This is a genomic window from Streptococcus sp. V919, from assembly GCF_054353475.1.
Map to the genome: position 1 here is coordinate 971,534 of NZ_JBTHHY010000001.1, position 17,684 is coordinate 989,217.

16 protein-coding genes and 1 riboswitch are annotated in these 17,684 nt (G+C 41.3%); of the genes, 3 read left to right on the plus strand and 13 right to left on the minus strand.

Going from position 1 to position 17,684, the window contains the following annotated elements; translation table 11 throughout:
• Window positions 1-129: 129 nt before the first annotated feature.
• The 4 genes from ACXYSK_RS05055 to zapA all read right to left on the minus strand — a co-directional run bounded on the left by ACXYSK_RS05055 (window position 130) and on the right by zapA (window position 5,072).
• On the minus strand, window positions 130-1,452 hold the full coding sequence (locus ACXYSK_RS05055; RefSeq protein WP_458625274.1) for an alanine/glycine:cation symporter family protein: 1,323 nt from the start codon (window positions 1,450-1,452) through the stop codon (window positions 130-132).
• Between the two features lie 91 nt (window positions 1,453-1,543).
• Window positions 1,544-1,632, minus strand: a riboswitch (glycine riboswitch).
• 146 nt (window positions 1,633-1,778) lie between these two features.
• On the minus strand, window positions 1,779-4,115 hold the full coding sequence (locus tag ACXYSK_RS05060) for an endonuclease MutS2 (protein ID WP_458625275.1): 2,337 nt from the start codon (window positions 4,113-4,115) through the stop codon (window positions 1,779-1,781).
• Window positions 4,116-4,224: 109 nt separating this feature from the next.
• On the minus strand, window positions 4,225-4,773 hold the full coding sequence (locus tag ACXYSK_RS05065) for a CvpA family protein (protein WP_458625276.1): 549 nt from the start codon (window positions 4,771-4,773) through the stop codon (window positions 4,225-4,227).
• On the minus strand, window positions 4,770-5,072 hold the full coding sequence (gene zapA / locus ACXYSK_RS05070) for a cell division protein ZapA (protein WP_314943483.1): 303 nt from the start codon (window positions 5,070-5,072) through the stop codon (window positions 4,770-4,772). The genes ACXYSK_RS05065 and zapA overlap by 4 nt, the downstream gene beginning before the upstream one ends.
• An 86-nt stretch (window positions 5,073-5,158) precedes the next feature.
• Here zapA and rnhC point away from each other — a divergent pair, with 86 nt between their 5' ends.
• The 3 genes from rnhC (at window position 5,159) to recD2 (ending at window position 9,115) form a co-directional block, all read left to right on the plus strand.
• Window positions 5,159-6,040: a ribonuclease HIII gene (rnhC, locus tag ACXYSK_RS05075; protein ID WP_458625277.1), complete on the plus strand. Its 882-nt coding sequence runs from the start codon at window positions 5,159-5,161 to the stop codon at window positions 6,038-6,040.
• A gap of 3 nt (window positions 6,041-6,043) precedes the next feature.
• Window positions 6,044-6,658: a signal peptidase I gene (gene lepB, locus ACXYSK_RS05080; protein ID WP_458625278.1), complete on the plus strand. Its 615-nt coding sequence runs from the start codon at window positions 6,044-6,046 to the stop codon at window positions 6,656-6,658.
• Window positions 6,659-6,748: 90 nt separating this feature from the next.
• Window positions 6,749-9,115, plus strand: a complete 2,367-nt coding sequence (gene recD2, locus ACXYSK_RS05085; protein ID WP_458625279.1) for an SF1B family DNA helicase RecD2 — start codon at window positions 6,749-6,751, stop codon at window positions 9,113-9,115.
• 47 nt (window positions 9,116-9,162) lie between these two features.
• Here recD2 and tig read toward each other — a convergent pair whose 3' ends face one another.
• From tig to ACXYSK_RS05130, 9 genes are all read right to left on the minus strand, one after another.
• Window positions 9,163-10,446, minus strand: coding sequence for a trigger factor (gene tig / locus ACXYSK_RS05090; protein WP_235083854.1), 1,284 nt, complete (start codon window positions 10,444-10,446; stop codon window positions 9,163-9,165).
• Window positions 10,447-10,558: 112 nt separating this feature from the next.
• On the minus strand, window positions 10,559-11,191 hold the full coding sequence (locus tag ACXYSK_RS05095) for a response regulator (RefSeq protein ID WP_414254389.1): 633 nt from the start codon (window positions 11,189-11,191) through the stop codon (window positions 10,559-10,561).
• An 11-nt stretch (window positions 11,192-11,202) separates the two neighbouring features.
• Window positions 11,203-12,201, minus strand: coding sequence for an envelope stress sensor histidine kinase LiaS (locus ACXYSK_RS05100; protein ID WP_458625280.1), 999 nt, complete (start codon window positions 12,199-12,201; stop codon window positions 11,203-11,205).
• Window positions 12,198-12,896, minus strand: coding sequence for a cell wall-active antibiotics response protein LiaF (gene liaF / locus ACXYSK_RS05105; RefSeq protein ID WP_458625281.1), 699 nt, complete (start codon window positions 12,894-12,896; stop codon window positions 12,198-12,200). The genes ACXYSK_RS05100 and liaF overlap by 4 nt, the downstream gene beginning before the upstream one ends.
• Before the next feature lie 94 nt (window positions 12,897-12,990).
• The gene (fni, locus tag ACXYSK_RS05110; protein WP_458625282.1) at window positions 12,991-13,992 is read right to left on the minus strand and encodes a type 2 isopentenyl-diphosphate Delta-isomerase; all 1,002 of its coding nucleotides are present in this window, start codon (window positions 13,990-13,992) and stop codon (window positions 12,991-12,993) included.
• Window positions 13,970-14,983 (minus strand): phosphomevalonate kinase, encoded by a 1,014-nt coding sequence (locus tag ACXYSK_RS05115; protein WP_458625283.1) that lies wholly within the window; start codon window positions 14,981-14,983, stop codon window positions 13,970-13,972. Before ACXYSK_RS05115 ends, fni begins: the two co-directional genes overlap by 23 nt.
• Window positions 14,970-15,923, minus strand: a complete 954-nt coding sequence (mvaD, locus tag ACXYSK_RS05120; protein WP_441348510.1) for a diphosphomevalonate decarboxylase — start codon at window positions 15,921-15,923, stop codon at window positions 14,970-14,972. The genes ACXYSK_RS05115 and mvaD overlap by 14 nt, the downstream gene beginning before the upstream one ends.
• Window positions 15,905-16,783 carry a mevalonate kinase gene (gene mvk, locus ACXYSK_RS05125; protein ID WP_458625284.1) on the minus strand — a complete coding sequence of 293 codons (879 nt, stop codon included), beginning with the start codon at window positions 16,781-16,783 and terminating at the stop codon, window positions 15,905-15,907. The genes mvaD and mvk overlap by 19 nt, the downstream gene beginning before the upstream one ends.
• 206 nt (window positions 16,784-16,989) lie before the next feature.
• Entirely contained in the window at window positions 16,990-17,679 is a 690-nt protein-coding gene (locus ACXYSK_RS05130; RefSeq protein ID WP_458625285.1) for a response regulator transcription factor, read from the minus strand.
• Between the last annotated feature and the right edge of the window lie 5 nt (window positions 17,680-17,684).

Sequence of the window (17,684 nt, forward strand, 5' to 3'; positions counted from 1 at the left end):
AGGGACCTCTTTTCATTTTCTTGACACTTAGTCTATCACAGAATTTCTCTCTTGGATAATATATATTTTTAATTGTCTTGATAGGATTTCTTTATGAAAATAAAAAATCACACATAATGTGTGATTAGCTTATTTAGCAAAATACTTCTTGGTCTCAGCGATAACGACTGGTGATAAGGCCAAGATAGCAATCAAGTTTGGTAGAGCCATGAGGGCATTGACGATATCCGCAATGACCCAGACCATATCCAACTCGATGAATCCTCCTAGTAAGACCATGGCAACAAAGACCACTCGATAAAGCCAGATAAAGCGAACACCAAATAGAAACTCAAAGCAACGCTCTCCATAATAATTCCAGCCCAAAATCGTTGTAAAGGCAAAAAGCACCAAGAAAATTGTTAAAAGAGCTGGACCAAAATATGAAAAGACTGTTGAGAAAGCGGACTGAGTAAGGGCAACCCCGTCTAAATTACCATTCCAAACTCCAGTCACCAAGATTGTCAGACCAGTCAAAGTACAGATAATTAAGGTATCAATAAAGGTTCCTGTCATGGAAATCAAACCTTGCTCCACCGGTTCATTTGTCTTAGCTGCTGCGGCCGCAATCGGAGCTGATCCCAATCCAGACTCATTTGAGAAAACCCCACGCGCCACACCATTTTGGATAGCCATCCGAACACTAGCTCCTGCAAATCCTCCCACTGCAGCTACTGGGCTGAAAGCTGATGTAAAAACCAATGAAAGTGTTGCCGGTACTTTATCTATATTAAAGAAAATGACTGTCAAGGTTCCCAATATATAGATAATGGTCATAAAAGGAACAACTGTAGTTGATACCTTAGAAATGGACTTGAGTCCACCAAAGACCGCGATCCCTACAAAAATAGATAAAACAATCGCAGTAATTGCCGGATCAATACTAGCTGTATTTTGAACGGATTCTGTAATGGAATTCACCTGGGTAAAAGTACCGATTCCCAAAAGTGCAACCAATACTCCAGCTATAGCAAAGAAGATAGCAAGAGGGCGCCATTTTTCTCCCATCCCCAGAAGAATATAGTGCATCGGTCCTCCCGCAACAGCTCCATGGTCATCCTTGGTCCGGTATTTGATAGCAAGTAATCCTTCAGCAAACTTGGTTGCCATTCCAAAGAAAGCAGCCATCCACATCCAAAAGAGGGCCCCTGGGCCACCGACCTTGATAGCTGTTGCCACCCCGATGATGTTTCCTGTACCAACAGTTGCTGCGAGGGCTGTGCACAAGGCCGCGAAACTCGATACATCCCCATGCCCCTTATCCTTAGTAAAAATAAGTTGAAATGCCTTAGGAAGACGCAAAATCTGTAAAAGTCCTAAACGAAGAGTTAAATATATTCCTGTACCAACCAATAAGATCAAAAGGGGTGGTCCCCATACTAGAGCATCCAGCTCTTTTAGCAAACTTAACATACCATTCTCCTATATATTCAACCCCAAAAGAAAGAGCACATGTTTACTAACATGTACTCTGGAATGCATCGATAAATGCCAAAAAGCGCTCTATCATTGCTCTGTCCTTTTACCTGAGAGTTTGAGCAGTTGCCTGCCTTGCCCCTTCGGTGCCTTTACGGTCTCTCCAGAGTTCCGTCCATTTACAGTCATGGAAGTTAAAGGAATTTCCACTTCTATTAAACTTCATTCGGTGTTGTATTTAATTTTTACTTATTTTACAAGAAAAAGCAACTCTTGTCAATTGTTTTCAGAAAGTTTTATTGATGTTTTCAACTATCCTTACTCTAACCCTTAAAGGTTACGATAGTAGCTCCACTTCCACCTGCATTTTGTGGTGCATAGCCAAAGCTCTTGACCTGCTTGTTTCTTTGGAGGTACTTAGTTACACCTTCACGAATGACTCCTGTACCGATACCATGGATGATATCTACTTGAGCCATGTTGTTGAGCAGGGCTTGATCGATAAAAGCGTCTAAGGCTTCCATGGCTTCCTCGTAGCGTTTGCCACGAAGGTCTAGTCGAGCCTGTGGACCTTTCCCACCTGCAAGTTTGACAACGTTGACTTGTTTTTTCTTGACTGGTGCTTCTTGCTGAGCTTGAACCAAGTCAAATTCTTTTTCTTCAAGCGTCATCTTAATCAAGCCAACCTGAGCCTCCCAACGACCATCCTTGAGTTGATTGGTCAAGGTACCCCGTTGACCATAGCTTAAAACGATGATGTCATCTCCAACTTTTGGAGCTCGTTTTTTCTTGGCTTTTTGGAGGACCTTATTTTTAGAAAGGTCAACTTTTTCAGGTGCTAACTTCTTGAGCTTAGCCTTGGCTTCGATAATTTCATGTGGTTTCAGTTGAGATTTACTGTGAAGATTTTTTAAGATATCGTCACTCTCAGAGAGTGCCAATTCAACAATCTCTGCAGCTTGTTCACGCGCCTTATTGAGTTCTGTTTCCTTCTCACGATTAAGCTCGTTGTAGAGTTTTTTAAGCGCACGATTCATCTTGAGGTTCTCTTGCTCGACTTGGCGAATATTCTCAAGACGTTTGTGGCTTTCGAGTGTCTGCTCTTCCAACTGCTCAATGATACGATTGACATCATTGTTTTGGTTAATTTGCTTACTAGCGTCACCTACAATGACATCCGACAATCCTAGACGTTTGGCAATCTCAAAGGCATTACTTCGACCTGGAACTCCTTGCATAAAGCGATAAGTTGGGCGCAAGCTAGCTGTGTCAAACTCCATGCTGGCATTCTGAACATAGGCTGTTTCAATCCCGTAGGCCTTGAGTTCAGGATAGTGAGTGGTTGCCATGGTCTTAACCTGACGCAAACGCAAGTCTTCTAAGATAGACATGGCAAGAGCAGCCCCTTCTTGGGGATCTGTACCTGCTCCAAGCTCATCTAGTAACAAGAGCGAGTTTTGGTTAACTTTACCAAGAATATCTACGATATTGGTCATATGACTTGAGAAGGTTGAGAGACTTTGCTCGATGGATTGTTCATCTCCGATATCTGCAAAAATCTCCTCGAAAATCCCAACACGACTACCTTTGTCAGCTAAAATTGGCAGTCCAGACTGAGCCATGACTTGCGTCAATCCTAAGGTCTTCAGCATGATGGTCTTACCACCCGTATTAGGACCGGTGATGACGATAGCTGTCAAATCCTTCCCAAAGTGCACATCATTTGCGACAGCATTCTTAACCAAAGGATGGCAAACATGGAGGAGTTGGATTTCCTGTTCCTCAGAGACTTGAGGTACTACTGCTCCGGTTTCTTGGATAAAACGTACCTTGGCGCGAATCAAATCCAAACGTCCAATAATCCAGGCATCATTGGCAATTTCAGCCGAATGCGGTCTTACTCGTTCAGAGAGTTCTTGAAGGATACGCATCATCTCATAGCGTTCATCTGCACGAAGACTAGCAATTTCCTCGCTTAGCTTAACTACTTCACGAGGTTCAATATAAACTGTGTTCCCACTGGCAGAAATATCGTGAACGACCCCAGCAATCTTGTTCCGATAGGTATTTTTAACTGGAAGAACTTGGCGACCATTTCTACTAGCGACAATCCCTTCTGTCAACATCTGCGCCTTCTGCTTGAGAAGGTCTTGCAAGACATCACGAACTTGGCTCTCACTGTCATGGATTTTCCGGCGGATTCGTGCGAGTTCTTCACTGGCAAAATTCTCAATAAATCCTGCTTCATTGACGGCTTGAAGGTTACCTTGCAGATGTGGGAAATCATGAAGTTTCTCAAACCAATTTGCTAGGTGATCCAAGCGTACATTTTCAAGATTGTCATAGAAGTTTTTCAATTCACGACTGGCAAATATGACACGTTTGAGAAGGAGAATTTCCTCGATATTAAGGTCAGCCCCCATCTCCAAACGTTTGCAGGTTGCAGCAATATCTTTTGTTGCTGAAATGCTGAAGTGAGGATGCTCCACAAAAAGCTCCTGCATCTCCTGCATCTCTGCAAAAGCTTGTTTTATCTTGTCACCTTTATCCGTTGGAGTAAGTTCTTTTAACTGCTCTAGTCCCTGCTCCGTCAAAAGATGGGGTTCAAATAGAGCTTTGACCTTGTTAAATTCTAACGTTTCTAGTATTTTTGTATTCATTTCATTTCCTTAGTAAAAAAGTTATGGCTTTTTGTCATTTTCAAGTTTTTAAATCAATCTCTTACTTTTGAAATTGTAAACAAAAGGCTAGGAATAGTTCCCGCCCTTTTTATCCGATTAATTTGGTAACCCAAAGCTGCTTAATCAAACTGGTTGTGAATGGAATGCTTTGGATGATATGTCTAGCTACAAAGCTATTTTCAAGTGAATTTTGAACAATTTGTAATGGCACAGTCGCGAGAATCGTTAGCATCATCTGGAGGACAAACAAGGTCACACCGACTGATAGCACACCCGCACCGATACGGTAGTATTTCCCATCAAGTATCTTAGTTGGCACCAGGTTTACAAAAAGACCAAGCAAACGACTGATGCAATAAAAGACTGTAAAGGCCAAGAGGAAACCGATACCCGCATAAAAAACCTTATCCAATTGGAAAAGTTGATTGGATGGGAAAAAGAAAGTTCCCTGTCCTTCCTGGGGATTGGCATAAGGGATTAACAAGTTGAACTTCTGTCCTAAAGACTGGTAAGACTTGCTTGCTAAATAAGCGGAAACAATCGTCGCCACAAGATAAAATGCTTGTAATACGATTCCTCTGCGATAGCCAATATAAAAGCCCCAAGCAAGGATTATTAAGAGTAGGATGGAAATCATAGAGAGTCCTCAATCTTGCTCTGTTCTTGTTTAGCCGCAACTACTTTATAACGGAGTGATTCTAACTCTTGCTCCTTATCATCAAACTCGATCTCACGGCTTAGCTGGGTTGATAAGCAGTTGACCGCTAAAAGTATAGCTACTGTTTCATCATCAGCTTCAGGCATTTGTTCTTTGATTGCTTCATATTTTTCCGTTGCAACTTTCGCAATCTCCTCCATGAAAAGATTGTCATGTTCAGTTGTCAGCGTTAATGTTTTTTTCCCAAATGTAAACTTGAATCGATTTAAATTTGCCATAAAATTCACCTCACGATATTATACCAAATTTCACTAAGTTTGTCAGTTTTAACCAATTCTACTGCTTTTATGGTACAATAGAGACTATGGCAAGTATCACATTAACACCGAGTGAAAAGGAAATTCAAGTTTTTGTTCAAAAGCATGAGCAAGCTCTCGCTCCTAGTAAAAATTCTTATATTCGCTACTTTTTCAAACTTCCCCAAGCCAGTGTTTCCATCTATACATCTGGGAAAGTTCTCTTGCAAGGTGAAGCCGCTGAAAACTATGCCAGCTTTTTTGGGTATCAAGTAGCACAAGTTACTAGCGGGCAAGATTTCCCTTTGATCGGAACAGATGAGGTCGGAAATGGTTCCTACTTCGGTGGTCTAGCTGTTGTAGCATCCTTTGTGACTCCTGACCAGCATGATTTTTTACGAAAACTCGGTGTAGGGGATTCCAAAACACTGACAGACCGAAAAATTCGTCAGATTGCTCCCCTTCTTAAGGAAAAGATCCAGCATCAAGCCTTGCTTCTTTCACCAAGTAAGTATAACGAAGTCATTGGAGAGCGCTACAATGCTGTTTCTGTCAAAGTGGCTCTCCATAATCAAGCAATTTTTCTCCTCCTTCAAAAGGGAGTCCAGCCAGAAAAGATTGTTATTGATGCCTTTACGAGTGCTCAAAACTATGAGAAGTACTTAAAAAATGAAGCCAATCATTTCTCAAATCCAGTTACACTTGAGGAAAAAGCTGAAAGCAAATACTTGGCTGTAGCAGTTAGCTCCATCATCGCGCGTGACCTCTTCCTAGAAAATCTTGAAAATCTAGGCCGAGAGTTAGGCTACAAACTTCCTAGTGGGGCAGGGACCGCTTCTGATAAGGTAGCTAGTCAAATCCTTCGTGCTTATGGTATGCAGGGACTCAACTTCTGCGCCAAACTACACTTTAAAAATACTGAAAAAGCAAAAAAAATGCTAGAAAGGTAAATTATGAAATATTTAAAATCGTTTTTAAAAGAGTGGGGAGTTATCTTCCTACTTATCACACTAGTAGGGCTCAGCCGTCTCTTTCTCTGGAGTAATGTGCGTGTAGAAGGACACTCAATGGACCCTACTCTAGCAGATGGAGAAATCCTCTTTGTGGTTAAACATCTCCCAATCAATCGTTTTGATATTGTGGTTGCTCATGAAGATGAGGGAAATAAAGATATTGTGAAACGGGTAATCGGATTACCCGGTGATACTATTCGTTATGAAAATGATAAGCTTTATATCAATGGACAAGAAACCGATGAACCTTATCTAGCAGAGTATCTCAAACGCTTTAAAGAAGATAAACTCCAAAGCACTTATACTGGAGATAGTTGGGATGGGAAAAAAGGCGAGTACTTCAGAAGTCTTGCTGAAAAAGCTCAAGCATTCACCTTAGATGTAAATTACAACACTAGCTTCACCTTCACTGTTCCAGAGGGGCAATACCTCCTACTTGGTGATGACCGTCTGGTATCTAGTGATAGCCGACATGTTGGTACTTTTAAAGCAAAAGATATCATTGGAGAGGCAAAATTCCGTTTCTGGCCACTCAAACGTATCGGAACAGTCTAATATCACTAAGAGGCCGAGAATACTAATCTCAGCCTCTTCTCATTCTATTTTGAATGATATGATTTTCATTCATGAATGTAAAGGAATTATATGGAAGTCTATTTTACAGGTACGATTGAACGTATTATTTTTGAAAATGTCAGTAATTTTTATCGTATTCTCCTCCTAGATATCGAAGACACCAATGCTGAGGACTTTGATGATTTCGAGATCATTGTTACAGGGACCATGGCTGATGTCATCGAGGGAGAAGAATACACTTTTTGGGGACAAATTGTCCAACACTCCAAATACGGAGAACAACTCCAAATCACCCGTTACGAAAGAGCAAAACCAACTAGTAAGGGCTTGGTCAAATATTTCTCAAGTAGCCATTTCAAAGGGATTGGGCTCAAAACTGCCCAAAAGATTGTGGAACTCTATGGAGACAATACCATTGATGAAATCCTGAAGCATCCTGAGAAACTCGAAACCATCTCAGGACTATCTTCTAAAAGTCGTGAGGCCTTCGTTTCTACACTTCGCCTCAACTACGGGACAGAAATGGTTTTGGCCAAGCTTGCAAACTACGGGATTCCTAATAAATTAGCTATTCAAATTCAGGATACCTATAAAGAGGAAACCATCGATATCGTTGAAAATTATCCTTATCAGTTGGTAGAAGATATCAAGGGTTTGGGCTTTACCATCGCTGACCAATTGGCGCAGGAATTGGGGATTGAAAGTCAGGCACCTGAACGCTTTCGAGCTGGCCTTGTTCATAGCCTTTTAAATGCATGTATGGAAAGTGGAAATACTTATGTTGAAGCCAGAGATCTATTAGAAAAGACTCTAACCCTACTTGAATCCTCACGACCTGTGGAATTAGAACCCAGTCAACTTGCACAAGAATTATCCAATCTCATTGAAGAAGAAAAAGTTCAGCAGGTTGATACGAAAATCTTTGACAACAGTCTCTTTTTCGCTGAAGAAGGAATTCACAATCACCTCATTCATATTCTTGAAAAAGAAGACCTCAATAAACACGAAATAAAAACTATCCAGGAGCATATCGCAACTGTTGAGAAGGAATTAGGCATCCAATACGATGCCATTCAAAAGCAGGCTATCTGCGACGCTATCCAAAACAAGGTCTTTATCCTGACAGGTGGACCTGGTACAGGTAAGACCACTGTTATCAATGGGATTATTGGTGTTTATGCCCTATTAGAGGGGCTCGACCTTCGGAAAAAAAGTAGTCTACCGATTCTCCTTGCTGCTCCAACCGGTCGTGCAGCACGTCGCATGAATGAACTGACAGGCTTGCCTAGTGCAACGATTCACCGCCACTTGGGGATGACTGGAGACGACGATACCAGTCATTTGGAGGATTATCTAGATGCTGATTTTATCATTGTAGACGAGTTCTCTATGGTGGATACCTGGCTAGCCAATCAACTCTTCTCCAATATCTCCTCTAACAGTAAAATTCTCATTGTCGGAGATAGTGACCAGCTGCCATCGGTTAGCCCTGGTCAAGTCCTGGCTGACTTACTCCAAATTCCAAGCATTCCTCAAACACGCTTGGAAAGAATCTACCGTCAGAGCGAAGAATCAACCATCGTCACCCTTGCTAGTCAGATTCGTCAGGGAATTTTACCTGCAGATTTCACTCAGAAAAAAGCAGACCGTTCCTACTTTGAAATCGCTAGTAACCATATCCCTGCGACCATTGAAAAAATCCTAGATGCTGCTATCAGAAGTGGCATTTCTGCTCGTGATATCCAAGTTCTAGCTCCTATGTACCGTGGTACAGCAGGGATTGATGCCATCAATCAACTCATGCAAGAACTGCTCAATCCTCTTCAAAAGGGACAAATTAGTTTTGAAGCAAGTCAGTTTCATTATCGCACAGGCGATAAGGTCATTCATCTAGTCAACGATGCTGAAATCAATATCTTTAATGGAGATTTAGGCTATATTACAGACCTGATTCCTGGAAAATACACTGAATCCAAACAAGATGAAATCATGATCGATTTTGATGGCAACGAGGTTTCCTATCCTCGAAATGAATGGTACAAGATTCGTCTGGCCTATGCTATGAGTATCCATAAGTCACAGGGGAGTGAGTTTCCAGTTGTGATTCTGCCAATTACCAGTGCTAGCAAGCGCATGCTGGAGCGAAATCTCATCTACACTGCTATCACTCGCGCCAAAAGCAAACTCATCCTACTTGGTGAACTTCAGGCCTTTGACTATGCAACCAAGCACATCGGGACAGCTCGCAAGACCTATCTGATTGAACGTTTCAGCGACTTAACTAAAAGCTCTGAAGAAGTAAATGAGCCTATTCTTGAAACCTCTAATCAGACTGATTCTCAGCAATCCTACATTCTAACCGAGGACAACTGGTATAGTATCCCAGCTATGATTGGAATTAGCCAGGATGACCTTCAAGAATTTTTCGGAAAATAAAGCACAAGAAAGCCCACCGAATCCGGTGGGCTTTTTATCTTTTCAGATTATTTTACTGTTGCAGTGCTTGTGATCAATTCAACAGCTTTTTTGATTGTGATATCGTGTTTCAACATATCAGCTGAAAGCAAGCTTTGTACTTGAGCAACTTCCATGTTGTAGTCTGCAGCCAATTGCTCGATTTCTTTTTGGATTTCTTCTTCAGTAGCGTCAAATCCTTCAGCTTTCGCAACTGCTTCGATAACAAGGTTAGTCTTCGTACGTGACTCAGCTTCTGCTTCGTATTGTTTGTGAAGGTCTTCTTGAGTAGTTCCAGTGATTTGGAAGTACATATCAGGGTTGATACCTTGACGTTGCAAGTTGCCAAGGAATTCATTTACTGAACGGTGAACTTCTTCGTGGATCATTTCTTCTGGAAGCTCAACGATTTCAGCATTTTCTACAGCTTTATCGATTGCTGCACCTTCAACGGCATCTTTGTATGCTTCTTCTTTAGCAGCAGCCAATTCTTTGCGGTATTTTTCTTTCAATTCGTCAAGAGTTTCAACTTCTTCGTCGATGTCTTTTGCAAGTTCATCATCAAGTGCTGGAACTTCTTTAGCTTTAACTTCGTGAATAGTTGTTACGAATTTAGCTTCTTTACCTGCAAGGTCTTCTGCTTGGTAGTCTTCTGGGAATGTTACGATAACGTCAACAGTTTCACCAGCTGAGTGTCCAACCAATTGGTCTTCAAATCCAGGGATGAATTGTCCTGAACCAAGTCCAAGTGAGAAGTTTTCACCTTTTCCACCATCAAATTCAACACCGTCGATAGAACCAACGAAGTCGATAACAACAGTGTCACCGTCTTCAGCAGCACCATCTTTGATTACCAATTCTGCCAAGTTGTTGCGTTCACGTTCGATACGTGCATCTACATCAGCGTCAGTTACTTCTTTATCTACATCAACTGATACTTCAAGGTTTTTGTATTCACCCAATTTAACTTCAGGTTTTGTAACAACTTCTGCAGTGATAACCCAGTCTTGACCTTTTTCCATAGAAGTTACGTCAATTTTTGGTTGAGCAACTACTTCAAGTCCAGCTTCTTTTACAGCTGCTTCATAAGCATCTGGCAAAAGAGCGTTCATTGCATCTTGGTAAAGTGCTTCTTCACCAAATTTTTGGTCGAAGATAGGACGTGGAAGGTGACCTTTACGGAAACCAGGAACATTAAGAGTTTTCTTTACTGAGTTAAATACACGGTCCAATTCTGGTTTGATTTGGTCTTGAGAGATAGTGAAAGTCAAGACACCACGGTTTGTTTCTTTGTTTTCAAATGATACAGACATTCTGTCATTTCTCCTTAAAATTTTTAATACAGTCCATTATACCATATAGTAGCGAATTTTTTCAAGTAATGGATGCGCTTTTCCTCCATGCTTAAGTTGCTTTCAAACTTCTCTAAAATTCGTCAGGGCCTACCAAGTGGTGCTGAAAGGCATAAACAGCTACCTGTGTACGGTCACTAACCTGAAGTTTAGCAAGTATGTTTGAAACATGAGTTTTAACAGTCTTGAGGGAGATAAACAATTCATCAGCTATACGCTGATTTTCATAGCCCTTAGCTATTAGTTGAAGGACATCCCGTTCACGAGCTGTCAAGTCCTCGTGTAGTTCGACGTGATTACGGTGGTATTCTACCTTCTTGCTCACCTCTTGTTCAATAGCAAATTCACCGGCTGCTACCTTACGAACTGCGTGTAGCAACTCATCTGCACTCGAAGTCTTGAGCATATAGCCCCTAGCTCCAGCATTCAAGACCGGCATAATTTTTTCATTGTCTAGGTAAGAGGTCACGATCAAGATTTTAGCCTCTGGCCATTCTTTGAGAATAGCAAGTGTCGCATCAATCCCGTTGACTTCAGGCATGACAATATCCATGACAATCACATCAGGACGAAGCTCCAAAGCCATGGAAATTCCTTCCGCACCATTAGTTGCTTCTCCCACAACCTCTACATCATCTTGTAATTCAAAATAACTTTTTAAACCCAGACGTACCATTTGGTGGTCATCTACCAATAATAGTTTCATCTTACTTCCTCTTATTTATCCAAATCAAGCAAAGGAATACGGATATCAACAGCTAACCCTTGCTTGGGCGCTGTTAATAATTGTATAGTCCCAGCCATATCTTCCACTCGTTCTTTGATATTCCGTAAACCATAACTCAGTTCATCTCCATCATCTATTTGAAAACCACGACCATCGTCTGTCACCTTCAACTGCAATTCAGTTTCAGTTTGATAAAGGTATACATCCAGACAAGAGGCCTGCGCATGCCGAAGGGTATTACTAATCAATTCTTGGACAATACGGAAAATATGCTCTTCAATCTTTTTAGGTAATGCAGTTATCTGATATTTAAAGCTTACCTTTAGATCACTTTTTTCTTCTAGTTCTTTAAGGAGTATCTGAATCCCCTCCACCAAACTCTTTTGATCCAGTTCAATAGGACGCAAATGCAAGAGTAGAATACGCAAATCTCTTTGAGCAGTTTCCAAAATAGCTGTGACACTCTGAAGTTGTGTCTGCATCTTCACTCTGTCTAATTTGGAAGCTTGCTGACTAAGACCTGATAAAATCATATGGGCAGCAAAAATTTCTTGACTAACCGTATCATGTAAGTCACGCGCGATTCGCTTGCGCTCCTTTTCAACAATTTCTTCTTCCATGACCAAGGTCTGATTGTCTGCTTTTTGGATAGCTTCTGTCAACAAACCAAGCTTTCCTGACAAGTTTCTAAAACTTGCGTCTAAATCTGCATCTCCAAGGCTTTTAATATCTTTACCAGCTAGCAGACGTTTGAGATTGGCTTGTATTCTTCTTTTAGAAATTTCATCAACCATTGTCCAGAATAGGACAAACAAAAAGGCTAGGGCAAAACTAAACATCAAAGCCAGAAACACGATTTTTTCTGTCTTTTCTAGGTCCTGAAAAAGAGAGCTCCACTCTAAATCCAGAACCTTAAAAATGCTTCGAAATAGAAAGGCGACAAAGAGGAATGAAGTGAGACCAATTAAAATATAGGGCTGTTTTTTCATCCGCGCACCACCTCAACATCTCCAACCATAGTTGTCAAAAGAATCTTAACACTCTTTGGACTCTTGAGATAATCTCTGGTTTCTTGGTGGAATTGTTCATTGCGTAAAGCACGTTTAGGTTGATCAAAGAAGGTTAAATCTCCATACAAAGAATTAACACTAAGGCTGACTTCCACATCCACTGGTACAATAATTCTGGTTGTGCCTATTAATTTTCTCAAGATGATGACATTATCATGATTGCTCAAAATCACGTGCTCTAGATGAATGGTATCTTTTCCCATAAGACGAAAAAGATTGATATCATCAAAGTGGCAAGTCTGGTAGCTTGAGAAGTGATGAAGGTTCCCAAACCAGCGATTTTTCTCCCTCTTTACCGTCACTACTTCTTCAAAAATCAGATTGGTATCTTCTTTTTCTTGGTTCATCATAGGATAAAGTAAGAATAGGCTGTAAATCAGAGCCACAAAAACAGCTAGAATGACAAAGGGATTGAGCATGATGATAAAGAAAAATAGGATGCTCACTGCCACTAATATGAAGTTATTACCCTGTCTTCCAGTATAGTATCGAATCAGCAGTAAAAACAAGAGCAAGATCAGCAGAAAACGGGAAAAATGCTCTGATACCATCATAATCAGAGCTCCTGTCAATAAACAAGCTTCAATAAATAGAAAAATTTGAAATTTTCTCATGTAACCGTCCTCTCTATTTTATTGTATCACAAAACCAAAATGTCACATCAGTCTGAGGAATGATAAAAAGACCGGGACCAAAATCCCGACCTCCTTATAGTTGATCTTTTGCTTCTTTTAATTTTCCATAAAGGAGATAGTCGACCTCTTGCAAATCCTCAATCCTTGCACAATTAAGGGCACACATAATCAAGCGTAGGTCTTCCTTCCAACCTTCAACAATGGAAATAACGACATCAACTGAGTAATTCTCAACCAGCTCTAACATGGTGCGTGAGAGTCCAACCGCCTTGGCTCCAAAGACCAAGCATTTGATGATGTCTAGTGGATTGCGAACACCTCCGCTTACCAGAAGCTCCATCTTATCTTTCCAGTCTTGGGCATTGATAAGAGCCTGCATGGTCGATTGCCCCCAATCATTGAGGTAGTCCCGTTGACCGCTACGACGATTTTCGATATAGGCAAAACTAGTTCCCCCACGGCCAGACAAATCAACCGTACGTATCCCCATCTCGTACGCCTTAGCAATGGTCTTCACATCCATGCCAAAGCCGACTTCTTTTAAGACAAGGGGAACAGAGATTTGCTCAACATAATCTTTCAGATTATTTTGCCACAATCTAAATTGACGCTCACCTTCGGGCATGAGCAATTCCTGCATAACATTAACATGGACTTGCAAGAGAAGAGGATTCATCTCTTGGACCGTTTGTAGCCCCAGTTCAACAGGTTTATCCAAGCCAATATTGGTTCCGAAAAGAAGGTCAGGGTGATTTGACTTGACAGAGAAAGACTCGTCCGATGGATCCTTAAGAGCAGCACTGTAAGAACCTGTCACAAATAAAATTCCACAGGCCTCTGCCACCTGAGCCAATTTTTGATTGATTTCTCTGCCCCTGTCACTCCCACCTGTCATGGCGTTAATATAAAAAGGAAAACCCCATTTTCGCCCTGCAAATTCTGTCGAAAGATCAATCTCATCTAAGTCATATAAGGGTAGTGAGGAGTGGATTAACTCCACCTCATCAAAACTATTGTAAGAACTTTTTTGTTCAAGGGCATAGCGGATGTGCTCATCCTTCCGGTTCGTCGTCATGTCCTATCCTTTCTTGATATAAGAGCTCAATCCCTAGATCAGCCCAGCGTTTTTTCAGTAATGTGGTCGAGTCTTGGTCAAAACTAAGGGCAATACCGCAATCTCCACCACCGGCGCCACTACTTTTAGCAACAGCTTTCAAGTCATGACTGGCATTTTTTAATTGTCTGAGAGAAGGGGTGTAAATATCTGAACTCAAGTTTTCTAAGAGTTGACTAGCTTGTTCTAGTAGCTCCATAATCTTTTCTTCTTGGCCTTCATGCAAAGCCTGCACAAAAGAGCTTACAGTTTCTTTTGAAGCCCGCAAAAAACTAGCATTCATATTGTTCTTGATTTGCTTAACCATGTGACTAGACACCGCTACTTCCTTGGTCCAACCTACCAGAAAATCAAAGTCCAAGGCCGGTTCAACACTCCTAATAGAAAAGCCCCAATCACGTGCTAATACAGTTGGCAAGTCTTCCTTTTCTAGCCATTGTGCCACTTTCTCCCGATCAAATGACTGATAGAGTACCAGGGCTTCTGAAACGATACAGGCGATGTCTCCCATAGAGCCATTGTCTCCACGTTTGAGAAGTACAGCACTCGCTAGTTTAAACAAGAGGTCTCTTTCAGCTGGTATTTCATAGAGAGCAAGCATGGACTTGATAACCAAGACAACGACACTACCACTAGAACCCAGACCAAACTTCTTGCCTTCACGTTCCATTTTCCCACGAATATCTAGGGAAAAAGGCTGCAAGTCAACTCCTTGGGCAGTCAGATAGTCCTCCACCAAGGCAGCTGTTTCTTGGATCAAGGCATAGGAAGAATCTGGGCGCATATCTACACTATAAGTAAACATATCCGAGTAGAGTCGATAAACTTCTGAGGACTCAATCTCAGCTGTCATATAGATGGGAATAGCTTTTATTAGTGCCAACTGCCCTGGTTCTAAAATGGCATACTCACCAGCCCAGTAGAGCTTCCCACAAGTTTTAACAATCGTCATCTTGGCTCAAATCCTTTGTCTTTGAAACGATTAAGCGATAGCGTTGACCTAAAAGTTCTGATAGATGTTCCAAGTCTTTTTCTAAACAAAGAACCTTGACATTAGGCCCCGCATCCATGGTGAAGTAACAAGATTCTCCTTGTTCTCTAAGCTGACGAACGAAATCCATAGCCTCATAACTCGCATCTGTCAGATAAGAGAACGGCGGATTTGCAGTTTTTGTCGTAGCATGCATTGCAAGAGCGTTCTTTTCTGTTAAAGCTCCAACCTTCTCAAAATCATTTTCCTTGAGGTAGATCAACATATCCTTGTAATCTTGTTCAGACTGACGAATCCACTCCTCAAAAGTTGTCGAAGTTTCCACACAGAGTTTCATGCCATCTCGACTAGAGATTGGTTTTTTCTGGTCTTCCAAGACCAACATAATCATAGAGAGTTTCAAGTCAGTTTCAACTGGATAAATCTCTCCACTATCCTTGTCCCAAGCTGCTAAGGGACCATAAAAACTACGAGATGAAGAGCCCGATGCAAACTTAGCTTCCAAAGCCAATTCTTTACGATTTAGTCCTAATTGGAAATAGGCATTACAAGCTTTTACCAGGGCAGACAAACCACTGGAACTTGAAGAAAGACCCGCTGCTGTTGGCATATTGTTCTTGGTATCGATACGAACAAAACCTGCCCCTTCAGGACGGTAGCGGTCAATGATTTTACTCATTTTGACATGCTCAGCTTCGTTTTGCAACTGACCATTGATGTAGAAAGCATCCGAGCTTGCATCTGCTGGCAAAGGTGAAAGTGTCGTCTCCGTATACATATTTTCTAAAGTCAGAGAGATACTGCTAGTCGCGGGAACCATCTCTTTTTCTTTTTTCTTACCCCAATATTTGATAATAGCAATATTGGCATAGGAACGTACTGTTACAGGCTTTCGATCCATGTCTGAACAGCTCCTTTCTCTTCTAATCTTTCTGCTAGTTCTTGCGCTTGGCTTACATTAGCAACCAAAGCAATGATGCAACCTCCTAGACCACCACCACTCATCTTGGCACCTAGGGCACCATGTTCAAGGGCAGTTTCAACCAAGGCATCTGCCTCAGGGCTACTAACTCCAATTTCTTTTAAATTTCCATGAGCTTTGGTTAGAATTTCTCCTAGCTTCACGGCATCTTTTGTTTTTATTGCTTCTTCTGCTTCTTGGGTTAATTCTCCTAATGCATGCAAGAAAGGCAGAGCTTCCTTACCTTTGTTCTCTACGACTTGGATAGCTTCACGAGTATTTCCATAAACTCCAGTATCTGCAATGATCAGATAAGCTGACAAATCCATAGCTAATTCTTCAAAACCAACATTCTTGATAAAACGGATAGGTTGGTCACTAAGACAAGTCTTAGCATCTAAACCACTAGGATTCATATGGGCAATCATCTCCGCCCGATTGACCAAAATCTCTAAAACATCATGCGGAAGTTCTGCCTGGTAATAATCAAATACTGCACGAATGGCTGCAATACTTATGGCTGCTGAAGATCCCATCCCACGTTTTTCAGGAATAGCCGAGTCGATTTGACAACGGATGCAAGCATCTTTGATATTTAAATACTCGAGAGACGCATAAACAGCCATAGACAAGGTGTCCTCTTCAAACAGACGCCATGGTGTCGCCGCTGGTACCACTCGACAAGTCACTTCAACCTCTAAAAGAGGCAAAGAAATGGCTGGGTAGCCATAAACCACTGCATGCTCTCCGATTAAAATAATTTTACTATGTGCCTGACCGACACCAACTTCTTTTGTCATTTAATCCTACTATCAGACGAAAAGCGTCTGTTTCTAGATAAAATTTTAGAACTTTATTCCTTTCTATTTTATTATATTTTCACAAAAAAAGCGATTGTTTCCTTTCAGTTTCACCGAGCAAGAAATATATTTAATGATTAACTTAAAAAACGGTTTGAACTTGTTTAGATATTAAAAAAGCAGTTACATAACTGCAACTACTTTTTCTACTCTTGCATGGTATACCCAACACCACGCACAGTTTTGATGTAGCTCTTTTGACCTTTTACGTCAAGCTTGCTACGTAAATAACGGATATAAACATCCACAATATTGGTTTCGGTCGCACTTTCATACTTCCAAACACTTTCCAGCAACTGCTCACGAGTTAAGACCTTTTTGCTGCCCATAAGGGTTGCTAAAAGATCATACTCACGCCGAGTCAAAGCGATCATCTCATCGCCACGATAGACAGTGTGGTTTTCTAAATCCATACGCAGATTGCGATAGGATGTAGGAACCTTCATCTGACTACAATGTTGATCAATGAAGTCCCGACCTCGGAAAATCGCTGCAATACGACTGACCAAATCATCGATAATGACTGGTTTATAGATATACGAAACAGCGAAACGCTGGATTGTTTCAAGTTGGTCTTGCAATTCTTCTCGATGATCCAAAATCATGATAACCGAGGCTGGCTTGGTCCGACTCAACTGTTCTGCAAAATCCTGGGCTGTCATATCCCCTAGATGAGCATTCAGTAAAATCAAGTCATAGTCTGTCTGAAGAGCCATGGAAAGGGCTTTTTGCCCCTCTTCTACCTGATCAACTCGGTATTGCTCTTTTTGGAGTTCCAGACTTAAAAAATGAGCTAGATTTCTTTCTTTCTCAAGTAATAAAATCCGTTTCCCCATGGCTG